Below are 13,930 nucleotides of genomic sequence, written 5' to 3'. Positions count from 1 at the left end.
GGACGGCGCGCCGGGCGGCTTCCTATCGCCTGGACCGGCCGGCGGACTTGGCCGCCTTGGCGTCCGCGAACACTCTCGAGCAGAGAAAATCGACCAGGGCCCGTACCTTGGGCGACGGCTGCTTGCTGGCGGGCCAGAGCACATGGAAGACGTTGGTGCGCTCCGCCTGTCCCGCCAGGACCTGCACCAGGCTTCCATCCGCCAATGGCTCGCGGATGGCGAAGTCCGGCAGGTAGGCTATCCCCAACCCTTGCAGCGCGAAGCAGGCGCGCGTCTCGATGTTGTTGCAGATCATCGAGACGGGCAGTTGCAGTTCTGGTTCGCCTTCGGCTTGCCGCAGCGCCCAGGTCTCCAGCTTGCCGCTGCTGGGAAAGCGGTAGTGTAGGCAGCTGTGATGCAACAGATCGGCCGGCGTCCGGGGCGTGCCCCGGCTGGCCAGATAGGCGGGCGAGGCGACCAGCAGGATCTGGAATGAACCCAGGCGGCGCGCCGACAGGCGGGAGTCGGCCGGTTCGCCCGTGCGTACCACGGCATCGAAGCCTTCTTCAATCACATCCACCATGCGGTCGGTGAAATCCAGATCGAGTTCGATCTCCGGATATTCGCGCATGAACTCGCCTAGTATCGGCAGCACCAGTCCGCTGACCAGCGGCAGGCTGACGCGCAGGCGTCCGCGCGGCGCGCCTGCCGCACGCGACAGCTCCAGTTCGGCCGCCTCGATTTCGGCCAGGATGCGGCGGCTGCGTTCCAGGAACAGCATGCCTTCGGCCGTCAGCGTGACGCTGCGCGTGCTGCGGTGGAACAGGCGCACCCCCAGCTTTGCTTCCAGCCGCGCCACGCTTTTGCCGATGGCGGAGGCCGACACGCCGAGCTGCCGGCCGGCGGCGACGAAGCTGCGCGTTTCGGCCACCTGCACAAACACGACAAAGCCATTCAGGCTGTCCATTTCTTTCCTCGATTGCGGACATCCAGTTCCGCATAAGAAGGAAATGTAGCCTACTTTTTCTTTAATCCCGGCGCATCTATTGTCTGGGTTCTCCTGCTTCAACCTAGATGCCACCCATGACAGATTCCGCGTTTTCCTCGCGCCCGCGCCCTGCGCCCGCGCATCCCCCCGCTGCCGCTTGCGATCGCTTGCCGTGGGGCTCCCTGCTGGCGCTGGCCATGGCGGGCTTCATCACGATCCTGACCGAGGCGCTGCCGGCCGGGCTGCTGCCGCAGATGGCGCAGGGCCTGGCCGTGTCCCAGGCCAGCATCGGCCAGACCGTCACCATCTACGCGATCGGCTCGCTGGTGGCGGCGATTCCGCTGGTCGCCGCCACCCGGGGCGTCCGCCGGCGTCCGCTGCTGCTGGCGGCGATCGCCGGGTTCGTGCTGGCCAATACCGTGACCGCGCTGTCATCCGCCTATGTACTGACGATGGCTGCGCGCTTCCTGGCGGGCATGTCGGCGGGGCTGTTGTGGGCCTTGGTGGCCGGCTACGCCGCGCGCATGGTGCCGGCGCACCAGCAGGGCCGCGCAATCGCGGTGGCGATGCTGGGCGCGCCGCTGGCGCTGTCGCTGGGCGTGCCGGCCGGAACCTTGCTGGGCTCGCTGTGGGGCTGGCGCATCGGCTTCGGCATCATGAGCGGGCTGGCGCTCATCCTGATGGTCTGGGTGCGCCTGCGGGTGCCGGACTTTGCGGGACAAACCCGGGGCCGGCAACTGCCGCTACGGCGCGTATTCCTGCTGCCCGGCGTGCGTCCGGTGCTGTTCGCGGTGCTGGCGTTCGTGCTGGCGCACAACATTCTCTACATCTATATCGCGCCGTTCCTGGCCTCGGTGGGGATGGCTGCCAGCACCGAACTGGTGTTGCTGGTGTTCGGACTGAGTTCGCTGCTCGGCATCTGGGTGGTAGGAGCGTTGATCGATCGCCATCTGCGGGCGCTGACCCTGGCCTGCATAGCCCTGTTCGGCCTGGCCGCGCTGGCGCTGGGCATCGCGGGCGGCATGCCGGCCATGCTCTATCTGTCTGTGGGCGCCTGGGGCGTGGCGTTCGGCGGCTCGCCGACGTTGTTCCAGACGGCGCTGGCCAAGACGGCCGGCGATGCCGCGGACGTCGCGCAGTCCATGCTGGTGACGGCGTGGAACACGGCCATCGCCGCGGGCGGCGTGGTTGGCGGCGCGTTGCTCGAACGCCTGGGCGTGGCTGCATTCGTGCCAGCCCTGCTGGCGCTGCTGGCGGCGACGCTGGCGGTCGTCTGGGCCGCCAGGACGCACGGTTTTCCCGCCAGCCCTACCAGATGGCAGCCAGCTTGACCCGCCCGGAGACGCTCTCGGCGATCTCCAGGAAGTGATCCAGGGGCGGCGTGGCCAAGCCGGGGACCTTGGCCATGTCGTCCCAGCGCCTCAGGCGGATCGCATCCGGCGCGCCCGGCATGCTCGCAAAATCCACCGCCTGGCCCGCATCGAAACTGCCCCCCTGCAGCGCCAGGCTGCGCTTCGAATCCTCCGAGAGCGACGCTTCATATTGCGGTTCCACATAGCAGAGGTAGCGCTTGGCCTCCACATGCAGCCGGATCGGGTCCAGCACCGCCGGGCCGAACAGGCCGCGCAGGAAGGGCAGCACGAAGTACTGGTGCTTGTCGTCGAGGCCGCGCAGCGTGGGCGTGCCCGGCCGGTCGGCGATAAGGTGGCCCAGGTCGTGCAGCAGGCTGGCGGTGATCAGGTGGGCGCCGGCGCCGTGGCGTTCGGCCAGCGCCGCGGTTTGCAGCGCATGCCGCAGGTGGCTGACGGATTCGCCGTCGTAGGAGCGGTGCCCGCGCTCCAGGAAAATCTGTTCGATATCTTGCAGGGTCAAGGCCATGGTTGTCTCCTGGGTGGCCGCATAGGGGAGGGCGGCGCTCAGCCGGCGGCTGGCGCCATCTCCAGAAAGCGCGCGATCAACTGCACCGGTTGGCGCTCGCGCAGGCAGTACAGGTATTCATGCATCACGATGTCGGCGCCCTCGATGTCCAGGGCCGCCAGTTCGGGATGAGAGGGAATCTCGCGCGAGGGGATCAGGCTGATCCCCAGTCCGCACAGGATGGCCTGGCGGATCGACTCGCGGCTGCCGATTTCGAGCGTGCGGCGCACGGCGACGCCGGCCGCCAGCAAGGCGTCTTCCGTCAGTTGCCGCGTCATGGAGCCGGGTTCGCGCAACAGCAGCGCGTGTTCGGCCAGATCGGCCAGGCGGACCTGGCTGTGGCGCGCCAGCGGATGGCCGCGATGCGCCACCACCCGGATGGGATCGGCGGCGATCATGCGCCGGTACAGGTGCTTGTCATCCATCAGAAAGGATGAGGTGGCAATCTCGATGCGATAGTCATGCAGCGCCTGCAGCATGGTCTGCGAATTGCCGATGGCCAGGGTCAGGTCTATGCCCGGGTAGCGCTGGTTGTAGGCGCGCACCGTATCCATGATGTAGTAGGGGCCGGTGGCGCCGATGCGCAGATTGCCTTCACGCAGATCGCTGGCGTCGCGCAGGCGGAAATCGATCTCGGTTTCCTGCTGGACCAGCTTCTCCACCATGGGCATCAGGCTGTGGCCGGCGTCCGACAGGCGCATGCCGCGCCCCTGGCGATGAAACAGTTCGACGCCGTAACGGGACTCCAACTGGCGCAATTGCCCCGTCACCGTGGGCTGGCTGACGCCCAACTGGGCGGCGGCCTTGGTGACGGTGCCGCAGCGGGCCACGGCGTAGAAGGATTTGAGTTCGGCGACAAGCACGGTTTTTTGGGGGCGGAATATGGGCGCAATGCGCAAGACCGCCAGTACACCAAAATAATTTGATGTTTTTATTACTGCATTTGCGCGAAGTGTCATAAACACTCAATACGCGTCTTCCATACTGCCTTCGTTCCCAAACCGGAGGCCCCATGGCCGAACGCGATACCGCATTTCTCTCTGTCAGGCATCTGGTGAAGCGCTTTGGCAGCCATACCGCGCTGTCGGACGTCTCGCTCGACATCCGCGCCGGGGAGCTGGTGTGCCTGTTGGGGCCCTCGGGCTGCGGCAAGACCACCTTGCTGCGCGCCATCGCCGGCCTGGAGCGGCAGGACAGCGGCACCATCGTGCTGTCCGGGCGCGACATCTCGCATGCCGAACCGCAGGCGCGCGACTACGGCATCCTGTTCCAGTCGTATGCGCTGTTTCCCAACCTGACCGTGGCCCAGAACGTGGCCTACGGCCTGAGCGGCAAGCGCGCGCACCGCAACCACGTCGCCAACCGCGTCGAGGAAATGCTGACGCTGGTCGGGCTGGCTGGCGCGGCCGACAAGTATCCGGGACAGATTTCCGGCGGGCAGCAGCAGCGCGTGGCTTTGGCGCGCGCGCTGGCGCCGTCGCCGTCGCTGTTGCTGCTGGACGAGCCCATGTCGGCGCTGGACGCCCGCGTCCGCGAGCATCTGCGCATCGAACTGCGCGCCCTGCAGAAGCGCCTGTCCATCACCACGCTGATGGTCACGCACGACCAGGAAGAGGCCATGGTGATGGCCGACCGCATCGCCGTCATGAATGGCGGCATCATCGAGCAATACGGCACGCCGCGGGAACTCTACCGCCAGCCGGGTTCGGCCTTCATCGCCGATTTCGTGGGCGAAGCGAACTGGCTGCCGTTCGAACGCCTGGATGCGCACCGCGCCCGCGTGGGACGCCAGGAGCTGGCCGTGGACGAGGCGCTGGACGCCGCCAGCGGCAAGCTGTTCGTGCGGCCGGAAGCGGTGCGCGTCAGCACCGCTCGGCCGGAGCAGCCGAATGCCATGCTGGCCGACGTGCTCGACGGCGTGTTCCTGGGCCGAGGCTATCGCCTGGCCTTGCGCCTGGAAGGCGTGCCCGGCAGCACGGTGCATTCCATCGTGTCCCCCGAAATCGGAGACGCCCTGCTGGGCCCTCACGCCGCCAGCCGCTGCTGGGTGGAGCTGCCGCGCCATGCGATACGCGCCTACGCTTGATCCCGCCATGAACCGTTCCTCCACCACGGCCGCCCCGGCCCCAGCCAGCATCGCGGCGCCTGCGCCGATGCTCGGCCGCCGCCCGCTGCCGGCCTGGATCGGTGCCCTTGGCTTCGCCACCGGGCAGGGCGCCCTGGCGCTGGGCCTGCTGCTGTTCCTGGCGCTGCCGCTGGCCGCGATCCTGATCCGGTCGGTGACCGACAGCGACGGCGCCTGGGCCGGGTTGTCGGTGCTGGCGGACATCATCGGCGGCGACGGCTTCATGTCCATGGTCGCGCGCAGCCTCGCGGTAGGCGTCGTGACCACGCTGCTGGTGGTGCCCTGCGCCTACGGATTCGCCTACGGCCTGACGCGCACGCGCCTGCCGGGCAAGGGCCTGCTGCGCACCGTCGCCTTGCTGCCGTTGCTGGCGCCGTCGCTGCTGCCGGGCATTGCGCTGGTGTACTTGCTGGGCAACCAGGGCCTGCTCAAGGGCCTGACCGGCGGCGCGACCATCTATGGTTTCTGGGGCATCGTCGTGGGCGAGGCTTTCTATACCTTCCCGCACGCGCTCATGATCCTGTTGACCGGCCTGGCCCTGGCCGACGGCCGTCTCTACGACGCCGCGCGCGCCATGGGCGCGGGCCCCTGGCGAACCTTCCTGACGGTGACCCTGCCGGGCACCCGCTACGCCGTGTTCTCGGCCTGCTGCGTGGTGTTCACGCTGACGGTGACCGACTTCGGCGTGCCCAAGGTCGTGGGCGGCGACTACAACGTGCTGGCGATGGAGGCCTACAAGGCCGTGGTCGGCCAGCAGAATTTCCCCAAGGGCGCGGCCATCGGCATCCTGCTGCTGCTCCCGGCGATCCTGACTTTCGCCCTGGACCGGCGGCTGCGCGCCCGCCAGGGCGCCCAGATGAGCGGCCGGGCCCAGCCCTACGCCGCCGGCCCCAACCGCCGCCGCGATGCCGCCTTCCTGGCGCTGGCCGGCGTGCTGGCGGCGTTCCTGCTGCTGATCATAGGCGTGGCGGTGTGGGCGTCCTTCGTGAAGATGTGGCCTTACAACCTGTCGATGTCGCTGCGTTCGTATGACTTCGACAATATGGACGGCGGCGGCTGGCTGGCCTGGCGCAATAGCCTGCAGCTGGCGTTCTGCACTGCCCTGATCGGCACGGCCGTGGTCTTCACGGGCGCATGGATGATGGAGAAGGTGCCCGCCCGCGGCCAGCTGGCGCGCGGCCTGCGCGGCATGGTCGGCATGCTGGCGCTGATGCCCATGGCCGTGCCCGGCCTGGTGCTGGGCCTGGGCTACATCTTCTTCTTCAACAGCCTGTCGAACCCGCTGAACGTGCTGTACGGCACCATGCCGCTGCTGGTTCTGTGCACCGTCATCCACTTCTATACCAGCGCGCACCTGACGGCCGCCACCGCGCTCAACGCGCTGGACCCCGAGTTCGAAGCGGCCTCGGCGTCGCTGAAGGTGCCGCGCCTGACGACCTTCCTGCGCGTGACCCTGCCGATGTGCCTGCCGGCGGCGCTGGACGTGGCCCGCTATCTGTTTGTTTCCGCCATGACGACGGTGTCCGCGGTCGTATTCCTGTACAGCCCTTCGACGGTGCTGGCCGCGGTCGCGGTGCTGAACATGGATGACGCCGGCTTCATTGGCCCCGCCGCCGCCATGTGCACCGTGATCATGGCCAGCTCGGCCGCCGCTGCCATGGTCCTGCATCTGGCCAGCCGCGCGCTGGTGGCGCGCAGCCAGGCCTGGCGCCGTCCCGCGGCCCATTGAACGATTTTTCAAGGAAGACCCTCATGACTGTTTCGCCTTTTCCCGTCCGCCTGGAAGCGGTGATCTTCGACTGGGCCGGCACGCTGGTCGACTTCGGTTCCTTCGCGCCCACCAAGGTGTTCGTGGACGCGTTCTCGCAGTTCGGCGTGGAAATGTCGCTGGCGCAAGCCCGCGGCCCGATGGGCATGGGCAAGTGGGACCACATCCGCACGCTCTGCAACGATGCCGTGATCGCCGGCCAGTACCAGGCCCAGTTCGGCCGCCTGCCCACCGATGACGACGTGACCGCCATCTACGAGCGCTTCCTGCCGATGCAGCTGGACAAGGTCGCCCAGTATTCCGCGGCGATCCCCGGTGCGGCCGAACTGCTGCGCGCCCTGCGCCAGCACGGCCTGAAGATCGGCTCCTGCTCGGGCTATCCCGCCAGCGTTATGCGCCGCGTGGTGGAACGCGCCGCGTCCGAAGGCCTGGAGCCCGACTGCATCGTCGCCAGTGACGACGTGCCGCGCGCCCGGCCGGCGCCCGCGATGGCTTTGAAGAACGTGGTCGAGCTCGGCCTGTCCGACGTGGCCGCTTGCGTCAAGGTCGACGACACCGCGCCCGGCATCGAAGAAGGACGCCGCGCCGGCATGTGGACCGTGGGCCTGCTGCTGTCGGGCAACGCCGCCGGCCTGACGCTGGAGGAGTACCTGAGCCTGGACGACGCCGGCCGCCAGAAGGCGCGCACCGCCGCCAGCCTGGAGCTGTCGCCCGCCGCGCCGCACTACCTGATCGACACCGTCGCCGACCTGCCCACGGTGATCGCCGACATCGAATCCCGTTTGTCCGCGGGCCAGCGCCCCTAAACGTTCCATCACCTGTCTGCACCGCCTGACGGGGCCGGCCCAGGCCAGCCCCGAGGACCTTCTCAGCCTTTTTTCCGCTTACCAACGGAGTACTTCATGAATCGCTACAAGCTGCTTGCACTGGCCGCCGCCCTGACGGGCGTGATGGGCGCCGCCTCCGCCGAGACCACGCTGACGGTCTACACCGCGCTCGAAGCCGACCAGATCAAGGCCTACCAGGCCGCGTTCGAGAAGGCCTATCCCGACATCAAGATCCAGTGGGTGCGCGACTCCACCGGCATCATCACCGCCAAGCTGCTGGCCGAAAAGAACAACCCCAAGGCCGACGCCGTCTGGGGCCTGGCCGGCACCTCGCTGGGCCTGATGGACAAGGAAGGCATGCTGCAGCCCTACGCCCCCAAGGGCCTGGACCAGATCGCCGCCAACATGCGCGATGCCAAGGCCGAGCCCAGCTGGGTCGGCATGGACGGCTTCGCCGCCGCCATCTGCTTCAACACCATCGAAGCGGAAAAGCAGAAGCTGCCCAAGCCCACCTCGTGGCAGGACCTGACCAAGCCGGTGTACGCCGGCAAGATCGTGATGCCGAACCCGGCTTCGTCGGGCACCGGCTTCCTGGACGTCAGCGCCTGGCTGCAGATCTTCGGTGAAGAGAAGGGCTGGGCTTACATGGACGCCCTGCACAAGAACATCGGTTCGTACACGCACTCGGGCTCCAAGCCGTGCAATATGGCCGCCGCGGGCGAATTCCCGATCGGCGTGTCGTTCGACTACCGCGCCGCCAAGCTGAAGGCCGACGGCGCCCCGGTCGAAGCCGTGTTCCCCTCGGAAGGCCTGGGCTGGGAAGTCGAAGCCACCGCCATCATGAAGGGCACCAAGAACCTGGAAGCCGCGCGCAAGCTGGCCGACTTCTCCGCCAGCCGCGAGGCCAATGAACTGTACAAGGCCAACTTCGCGGTGCTGGCCATCCCGTCGATCGCCACGTCGAATCCGAACCTGCCGGCCGACCTGATGCAGCGCATGATCAAGAACGACTTCACCTGGGCCGCCACCAACCGCGACCGCATCATCGCCGAGTGGACCAAGCGCTACGACGGCAAGTCCGAGCCGAAGAAGAAGTAAGTCCGTTTGATCGCGGCGGCGCTGGCTGCCGCCGCGCCCCGGGGCTGCCCGCTAGGGCGGCTCCCGCCGCATTTCCCTTTGCAATGTTCCACAGATGAAAAATTTCGACGTAGTCGTGGTGGGCGCCGGCATGCTGGGCATCGCCCATGCCTGGGCGGCCGCCAAGCGCGGCCTGTCGGTGGCCGTGATCGAGCGCAGCCGCCAGGCGCATGGCGCCACCATCCGCAACTTCGGCCAGGTCATCGTGACGGGCCAGGCGCCCGGCATGATGCTGTCGCACGCCCAGCAGGCGCGCGAGCTGTGGCTGGAACTGGCGGACCGGGCGGGCTTTCATGTGCGCGCCAACGGCGCCCTGGTGTTGGCCCGCAACGCCGAAGAGGCGGACGTGCTGCAGGAGTTCGCCGACACGCGCATGCGCCAGGAGGGTTATCGCGCCAACCTGCTGTCGGGCCGCGAGGTGGCCGCACTATATGGCGGCCAGCTGGCGCACCACTGCGCGGGCCTGCAAGGGCATGACGATCTGCAGATCTATTCGCGCGAGGCGCTGCCGGCCATTACGAGCTACCTGGCGGAGTCTCTGGGCGTGCAGTTCATTACCGGCACGTTGGCGCGCGCGGTCGAGGGCGGACTGGTGTGCACCTCGGCGGGCGAGTTCAAGGGCGGGCACGTGTTCGTCTGCCCCGGACATGATTACCTGACCCTGCTGCCTGAGCGCTTTGCGCCGATGAACCTGGAGGTCACGCGCCTGCAAATGCTGCGCGCCGCGTTCGAAACCCATCCCATCGCGCTGGACCGCCCCTTGCTGACCGGCCTGTCCTGCGTGCACTACGGCGCGTTCTCGGATCTGCCGTCGGCGCTGGCGCTGCGCGAAGTGATCCAGGCACGCACGCCCATGCTGCTGGAGAACGGCATCCATCTGCTGATCAGCCCCACGCCCTATGGCGAACTGATCATCGGCGATTCACACCGCTACGGCCAGGATGCGCTGCCGTTCAACGACGAGGCGGTCGACAACGCCATGCTGGACCTGGCGTCCCAGGCCCTGGGCGCGCGCCTGCGCGTGCTGGAGCGCTGGCAGGGCGTCTATGGCGCGCATGGCCCGGCGCCGTTCTCCGTCATGCCGGTGGACCCGGCCACGACGGTGGCGGTGATGCATTCGGGCGTGGGCATGACGGTCGGCCTGGCCATCGGCGAGCGCACCGTGGCGGGCGTAGTGGGCCGCTGAACCCGGCCGCTGAGCCCGGGCGCTGGCGCGCAATGGGGCGCGCGGATGAGTGCAGTCACTCCTCGCGCAGCTTCGCATCCAGCGCCGCCAGCGCCGTCGCGTACATAGCCTGCATGGCGTTCGCCACATCGCTCAGTGGCGCGCCCTCGACCCGGAAGTCCGCCCACCATTGCACCAGCGTATGTCCGCTTTCAGTGATGGGATGCAGCGACACGCCAGCGATGCCATCGCGCAAGGGCAGGCTGGTTTCGATGACGGCGTAGCGCAGCGTGGTGCCGGGATCGTCCAGCATCAGGAGTTTCTCGCGCACAAAGCCGGACGACTTGCCCGTCAAGTACCGCACGGAACCCACCGCGTCATGACGTCCTCCCTCTTCGATCCGGCTTGCCGCAACGCCTGGCTGCCAGCGCGCCAGCCCATCGAAATCGCGGAAGCAGGTCCAGACCTTTTCAAGCGGCGCGTGGACAATGGCACTGACGTGTACGGTGTGCGGCATAGGGACTCCAATGGGCGCTAGGCCCTCGAAAGGGAAAACGGCAGGAAATGGGCGCAGAGCGGCAAGCCCGGATTTTGCGGTGTGCGGGATGCTTGAGACTATCGATTGGCGGAGGTGTCAGGCGCCGAGAGATCGGCGCAGGAAGGTCTGCGTCCGCTGATTCGCGAGCGCGGCGGCATGCGCGTCATAATGCGATCCGCCGCGCCGCGCGAAAGCATGGTTGCAGCCGGGATAACCGTGGACCTCGGTACCGGTCCTGCCCTCTAGCGCGGCCTTGATGCGCGCCTGGGAGTTCGCGGGAATGAACTCATCCGCATCGGCCAGATGCATCATCAGTGGCGCGGTCACCTGATCCGCTTCCTTCAGGTGCAGATCGGTGCCGCCGCCGTAGTAGGCGACCGCCGCGTCGACCTCGCAGCGGGCGGCTGTGAGGTAGGCCATGAGGCCTCCCATGCAAAAGCCCATGACGCCGACTTTGCCGTTCCCGCCTGAGATCGATCGCGCGGCGTCGATCATTGCCGCGATATCCTGCACGCCGCGGTCGATATCGAACGCCTTGTACAGCTCGAATGCCCGTCGCCACTCCTGCTTGTTCAGCTTGTTGAATTCGATGCCCGGCGCGGCGCGCCAAAAAAGATCGGGCGACACGGCGATGAAGCCCATGGCCGCGAGTTCATTGCATGTCGCCCGGAGATCGGCATTCACACCGAAAATCTCCTGGATGACTACGACGACCGGTGCGGAAATTGCCTGGGGTCGTGCTACATAGGCGTCGTAGGCTCCGTCGGAAACCGTTATTTTCATCACGCATATCTCTTCAGATTCGTTTCTTCATTTGATTCAGCGGGCGCCAGGCGCCCGTTTCAGCGATGGGATTGCTCGGCCGCGTTGCTACGGTCTGAACTCGCCCGTTTCTTCTTGATGGCGACGAGGTCGGTACCTTCGGGCCAGGGGACCTCCTGGACGCGTTCCGGCACATCGTCCCATTCAAGACGCAGCGCCCGGCAGAAAGAGGCGTGCAGCATGTAGCCGCCGATGTGATACGTGATCTCGGCAATGTCCTCGTCCTTCATGAGCGTGTGCAGCGCATTGAAGACGCCGTCGGGAACGCGGCCGCGGTCGAGCACGATCGCGTCGGCATAGGCCAGAATCGCGCGCTCGAGCGGCGTCCACAAGTCAGGCTCCACATTCCAGTGCTGGATCGCGTCGATCTTGGCCTGCGGAATGCCAAGCACGTCTGCGATCTTGCAATGTTGCGAGTAGACGAACTGGCTCGCCATCAGGAAGCCAACCCGCATCAACGCGATTTCGCGCGCCTTGGGGTCCAACTGACTGGACGCTTCCGCCCCGAACAGTCCCAGCATGCCCATGTGCGCGGCGGCATGGTCGAAGATATATGGCCGCAATGCAATGGTGGACCACCAGTGTCCCGGCGTGCCGGTGGCCGTGCCCGGATTGACCGTCGGGTCGCCGCCCTTGAAAAGCCTCTCGTAGTATGGGCGGCCATTGGCATGGATTTCAGACAGGGGTACTTGGCGGACACGAGGCATATGTTCTCTCTGTTCTTGATGGGGTTCGTATTGGAAAAATCAGGCGTCGATCGTCTCGCGCTTGTGGCGAGGGGCGTCCACGGCTGTCGCGGGCTCGTGCCGGACGTCCGCTTCGGTGAATACTCGTCTCCAACCTGCGAATTCGAGTTGAATGCCGTCTGGATCCCTGAAGTAAATCGAGGAGACCCAGGTGCTTTTGTGCTCTTGCTGCGTCACATTGAGCCCGTTCGGCGACACATCGTCGTGATGCACGATCTTGGATACCTCGACCCCCGCGGCAATCAGCCGTTCCCGATACTCGGGGATCAGGGCGGCATCGACATTGAACGCGAAATGATTCATTGCACCGATCGGGGTTTCGAAATGCAGTATCGACGGAACGGTCGGGCCCGGCAAAGCCGCAGGCGCATCCCGCAACCAAAAGAAGGCGAAGGATGCGCCGCAGCCCATGTCGAAGAAGAAGTGCTGCCCGTGGTCGAAAACATGGGTCTTGATCAGCGGCATTCCCAACACGCCTTGGTAGAAATCCACCGTGCGTTTCATGTCGGCGCAGACCATCGCGATGTGGTTCAAGCCCCTGATTTCGAATTTCTTGTTGACCTTGTCAGGCGCCTTAGTAAGTTGGCCGTTCATGTCGGTTGTCCCTCCAGAATTGAAGTCGATCACTTGCCGCCTGCTCGCTCTTGCCAAAGGCATTGGCGGATAGCGAAGGCTCGACTTTTTTGTGCTTGCGTGGATCGGCAATCAATTTATCAGCGGTCCGCGACAGGGGGAATTCGCCATTCGGCAATGCAGCTTTCTGCTATCAAGCGCTCTGATTTATCCGCCCTGTCGGAAACGGCTCGACCCATGTTTGGGCGTTCGAGCATCCCTAGTAATCACAAAAATTTGTCTACTTACTACTTTTATCGATTCCTAGGTTCCAAAAGCGCTCGGCGTGATAGAGTTTTCCTCCGCCCGGGGGGCTTGGGCTCGCGGGATCAATCTCGGTCTGACAACTGATGGGTATGGCAACTGCTCATGGCTGGTCTCTCAAGGACATCGATCTCACTTCATTGCGGCTATTTGCGGCGGCGGTTGAGGAAGGATCTCTTGCCCGGGCGGCTGAACGGGAGCACATCGCCATTTCGGCCATCAGCCGCAGAATTTCGGATCTTGAATACCGCTGTGGCTTAGCGTTGCTCGAACGCCATGACCGCGGCGTGGCGGCGACTGCCGCCGGTGAGATATTGCTGGCTCGGTTGTGCGATCTGTCTGGCCCGCTTCAACGCATGATGTTCGACATGGAGGCGATCCGTGGCGGCACTAGCGGATTTATCAGGGTCCATGCCCATATGTCGGCGATTTCTGGATCTCTGCCTGGCAAGATCGCCAGTTTTATTGCTGAAAACCCGGGTATCGATGTTGAGTTGGACGAGTTCACCAGCGTCGAGGTTATCCATTCGGTCCGCACGGGCAGCGCGGATATCGGCCTGTTCTCGGGTACGGTCGATGGCGGTGATCTGCACATCATCCGCTGGGAGCATGACGAGCTGGTCGCGATCCTGCCGCCCGGCCACGGGCTTGCAAGCCGCGACGACTTGACGCTATCGGACATGCTCGACGAATTTTTCATCGGCATGCAGCGCGATAGCGCGCTATTGAGCCTGTACCGGCATCAGGCCACGATTCTAGGCAGGACTCTGAAGGAGCGCGGCCACGCGACGAGTTTTGAAAGCGTGCGCAAGATGGTGTCGGTCGGGCTGGGCGTCGCGATTCTTCCCGCCATCGCCGCCTACCCGTTTGTCGAACAGTTGGGCATCGTGGTCAGGCCGCTCAAGGAAACCTGGGCGTATCGCCCCTTGATGCTGTGCGTGCGTGACCCGAAGCATCTGCTTGCAGCCACGCGCTTGCTTGTCGAGCATCTGATCGGAAAAAAGCTCCCGGCCTGACGCCATGAAAAACACCCCATGGGATG

At 65.8% G+C, this 13,930-nt stretch carries 14 protein-coding genes; 7 read left to right on the top strand and 7 right to left on the bottom strand.

Annotated elements, in window-relative coordinates; translation table 11 throughout:
- Positions 1–22: 22 nt before the first annotated feature.
- The gene (locus AC3WOB_RS08075) at positions 23–946 is read right to left on the bottom strand and encodes a LysR family transcriptional regulator (RefSeq protein ID WP_013392484.1); all 924 of its coding nucleotides are present in this window, start codon (positions 944–946) and stop codon (positions 23–25) included.
- A 218-nt stretch (positions 947–1,164) separates the two neighbouring features.
- On the opposite strand from AC3WOB_RS08075, the gene AC3WOB_RS08070 reads away from it, so the two are divergent.
- Positions 1,165–2,298 (top strand): MFS transporter, encoded by a 1,134-nt coding sequence (locus tag AC3WOB_RS08070; RefSeq protein WP_049797910.1) that lies wholly within the window; start codon positions 1,165–1,167, stop codon positions 2,296–2,298.
- Here the strand turns inward: AC3WOB_RS08070 and AC3WOB_RS08065 are convergent.
- Both AC3WOB_RS08065 and AC3WOB_RS08060 read right to left on the bottom strand, forming a co-directional pair.
- Positions 2,276–2,845 (bottom strand): phosphonate degradation HD-domain oxygenase, encoded by a 570-nt coding sequence (locus AC3WOB_RS08065; protein ID WP_013392486.1) that lies wholly within the window; start codon positions 2,843–2,845, stop codon positions 2,276–2,278. The two genes, AC3WOB_RS08070 and AC3WOB_RS08065, sit on opposite strands and share 23 nt — an antisense overlap.
- A 38-nt stretch (positions 2,846–2,883) precedes the next feature.
- Positions 2,884–3,747: a LysR family transcriptional regulator gene (locus AC3WOB_RS08060; RefSeq protein WP_013392487.1), complete on the bottom strand. Its 864-nt coding sequence runs from the start codon at positions 3,745–3,747 to the stop codon at positions 2,884–2,886.
- A 149-nt stretch (positions 3,748–3,896) separates the two neighbouring features.
- On the opposite strand from AC3WOB_RS08060, the gene AC3WOB_RS08055 reads away from it, so the two are divergent.
- The 5 genes from AC3WOB_RS08055 (at position 3,897) to AC3WOB_RS08035 (ending at position 9,927) form a co-directional block, all read left to right on the top strand.
- The gene (locus AC3WOB_RS08055) at positions 3,897–4,970 is read left to right on the top strand and encodes a putative 2-aminoethylphosphonate ABC transporter ATP-binding protein (protein ID WP_013392488.1); all 1,074 of its coding nucleotides are present in this window, start codon (positions 3,897–3,899) and stop codon (positions 4,968–4,970) included.
- Positions 4,948–6,738, top strand: a complete 1,791-nt coding sequence (locus AC3WOB_RS08050) for a putative 2-aminoethylphosphonate ABC transporter permease subunit (protein ID WP_492274708.1) — start codon at positions 4,948–4,950, stop codon at positions 6,736–6,738. The genes AC3WOB_RS08055 and AC3WOB_RS08050 overlap by 23 nt, the downstream gene beginning before the upstream one ends.
- Positions 6,739–6,761: 23 nt before the next feature.
- Positions 6,762–7,583 carry a phosphonoacetaldehyde hydrolase gene (phnX, locus tag AC3WOB_RS08045; RefSeq protein WP_492274707.1) on the top strand — a complete coding sequence of 274 codons (822 nt, stop codon included), beginning with the start codon at positions 6,762–6,764 and terminating at the stop codon, positions 7,581–7,583.
- A 96-nt stretch (positions 7,584–7,679) separates the two neighbouring features.
- Positions 7,680–8,702, top strand: coding sequence for a putative 2-aminoethylphosphonate ABC transporter substrate-binding protein (locus AC3WOB_RS08040; RefSeq protein WP_013392491.1), 1,023 nt, complete (start codon positions 7,680–7,682; stop codon positions 8,700–8,702).
- A gap of 94 nt (positions 8,703–8,796) precedes the next feature.
- On the top strand, positions 8,797–9,927 hold the full coding sequence (locus tag AC3WOB_RS08035; RefSeq protein WP_013392492.1) for a TIGR03364 family FAD-dependent oxidoreductase: 1,131 nt from the start codon (positions 8,797–8,799) through the stop codon (positions 9,925–9,927).
- Positions 9,928–9,982: 55 nt separating this feature from the next.
- On the opposite strand, the gene AC3WOB_RS08030 is transcribed toward AC3WOB_RS08035, so the two are convergent.
- The 4 genes from AC3WOB_RS08030 to AC3WOB_RS08015 all read right to left on the bottom strand — a co-directional run bounded on the left by AC3WOB_RS08030 (position 9,983) and on the right by AC3WOB_RS08015 (position 12,639).
- Entirely contained in the window at positions 9,983–10,423 is a 441-nt protein-coding gene (locus tag AC3WOB_RS08030) for an SRPBCC family protein (protein ID WP_492274706.1), read from the bottom strand.
- A gap of 117 nt (positions 10,424–10,540) precedes the next feature.
- The gene (locus AC3WOB_RS08025) at positions 10,541–11,227 is read right to left on the bottom strand and encodes a dienelactone hydrolase family protein (protein WP_492274956.1); all 687 of its coding nucleotides are present in this window, start codon (positions 11,225–11,227) and stop codon (positions 10,541–10,543) included.
- A gap of 59 nt (positions 11,228–11,286) precedes the next feature.
- Positions 11,287–11,973: a carboxymuconolactone decarboxylase family protein gene (locus AC3WOB_RS08020; protein WP_492274705.1), complete on the bottom strand. Its 687-nt coding sequence runs from the start codon at positions 11,971–11,973 to the stop codon at positions 11,287–11,289.
- A gap of 39 nt (positions 11,974–12,012) precedes the next feature.
- A complete protein-coding gene (locus tag AC3WOB_RS08015; protein ID WP_492274704.1) occupies positions 12,013–12,639 on the bottom strand; it encodes a VOC family protein in 627 nt (208 codons plus the stop codon).
- Positions 12,640–12,974: 335 nt separating this feature from the next.
- Here AC3WOB_RS08015 and AC3WOB_RS08010 point away from each other — a divergent pair, with 335 nt between their 5' ends.
- A complete protein-coding gene (locus AC3WOB_RS08010; RefSeq protein ID WP_049797781.1) occupies positions 12,975–13,904 on the top strand; it encodes a LysR family transcriptional regulator in 930 nt (309 codons plus the stop codon).
- The last annotated feature ends 26 nt before the right edge of the window (positions 13,905–13,930 follow it).

The sequence above is a fragment of the Achromobacter sp. FW305-C-30-7 genome (genome assembly GCF_058783105.1).
This window is presented reverse-complemented; position numbering and strand designations above follow the sequence as displayed.

Bases quoted from the DNA above. Each gene is read 5' to 3' on its own strand.
- AC3WOB_RS08070 (WP_049797910.1), top strand. From the start codon at position 1,165: ATGGCGGGCTTCATCACGATCCTGACCGAGGCGCTGCCGGCCGGGCTG.
- AC3WOB_RS08075 (WP_013392484.1), bottom strand. From the start codon at position 946: ATGGACAGCCTGAATGGCTTTGTCGTGTTTGTGCAGGTGGCCGAAACG.
- AC3WOB_RS08010 (WP_049797781.1), top strand. From the start codon at position 12,975: ATGGGTATGGCAACTGCTCATGGCTGGTCTCTCAAGGACATCGATCTC.
- AC3WOB_RS08035 (WP_013392492.1), top strand. From the start codon at position 8,797: ATGAAAAATTTCGACGTAGTCGTGGTGGGCGCCGGCATGCTGGGCATC.
- AC3WOB_RS08025 (WP_492274956.1), bottom strand. From the start codon at position 11,227: ATGAAAATAACGGTTTCCGACGGAGCCTACGACGCCTATGTAGCACGA.
- AC3WOB_RS08020 (WP_492274705.1), bottom strand. From the start codon at position 11,973: ATGCCTCGTGTCCGCCAAGTACCCCTGTCTGAAATCCATGCCAATGGC.
- phnX (WP_492274707.1), top strand. From the start codon at position 6,762: ATGACTGTTTCGCCTTTTCCCGTCCGCCTGGAAGCGGTGATCTTCGAC.
- AC3WOB_RS08030 (WP_492274706.1), bottom strand. From the start codon at position 10,423: ATGCCGCACACCGTACACGTCAGTGCCATTGTCCACGCGCCGCTTGAA.
- AC3WOB_RS08040 (WP_013392491.1), top strand. From the start codon at position 7,680: ATGAATCGCTACAAGCTGCTTGCACTGGCCGCCGCCCTGACGGGCGTG.
- AC3WOB_RS08065 (WP_013392486.1), bottom strand. From the start codon at position 2,845: ATGGCCTTGACCCTGCAAGATATCGAACAGATTTTCCTGGAGCGCGGG.
- AC3WOB_RS08050 (WP_492274708.1), top strand. From the start codon at position 4,948: ATGCGATACGCGCCTACGCTTGATCCCGCCATGAACCGTTCCTCCACC.
- AC3WOB_RS08055 (WP_013392488.1), top strand. From the start codon at position 3,897: ATGGCCGAACGCGATACCGCATTTCTCTCTGTCAGGCATCTGGTGAAG.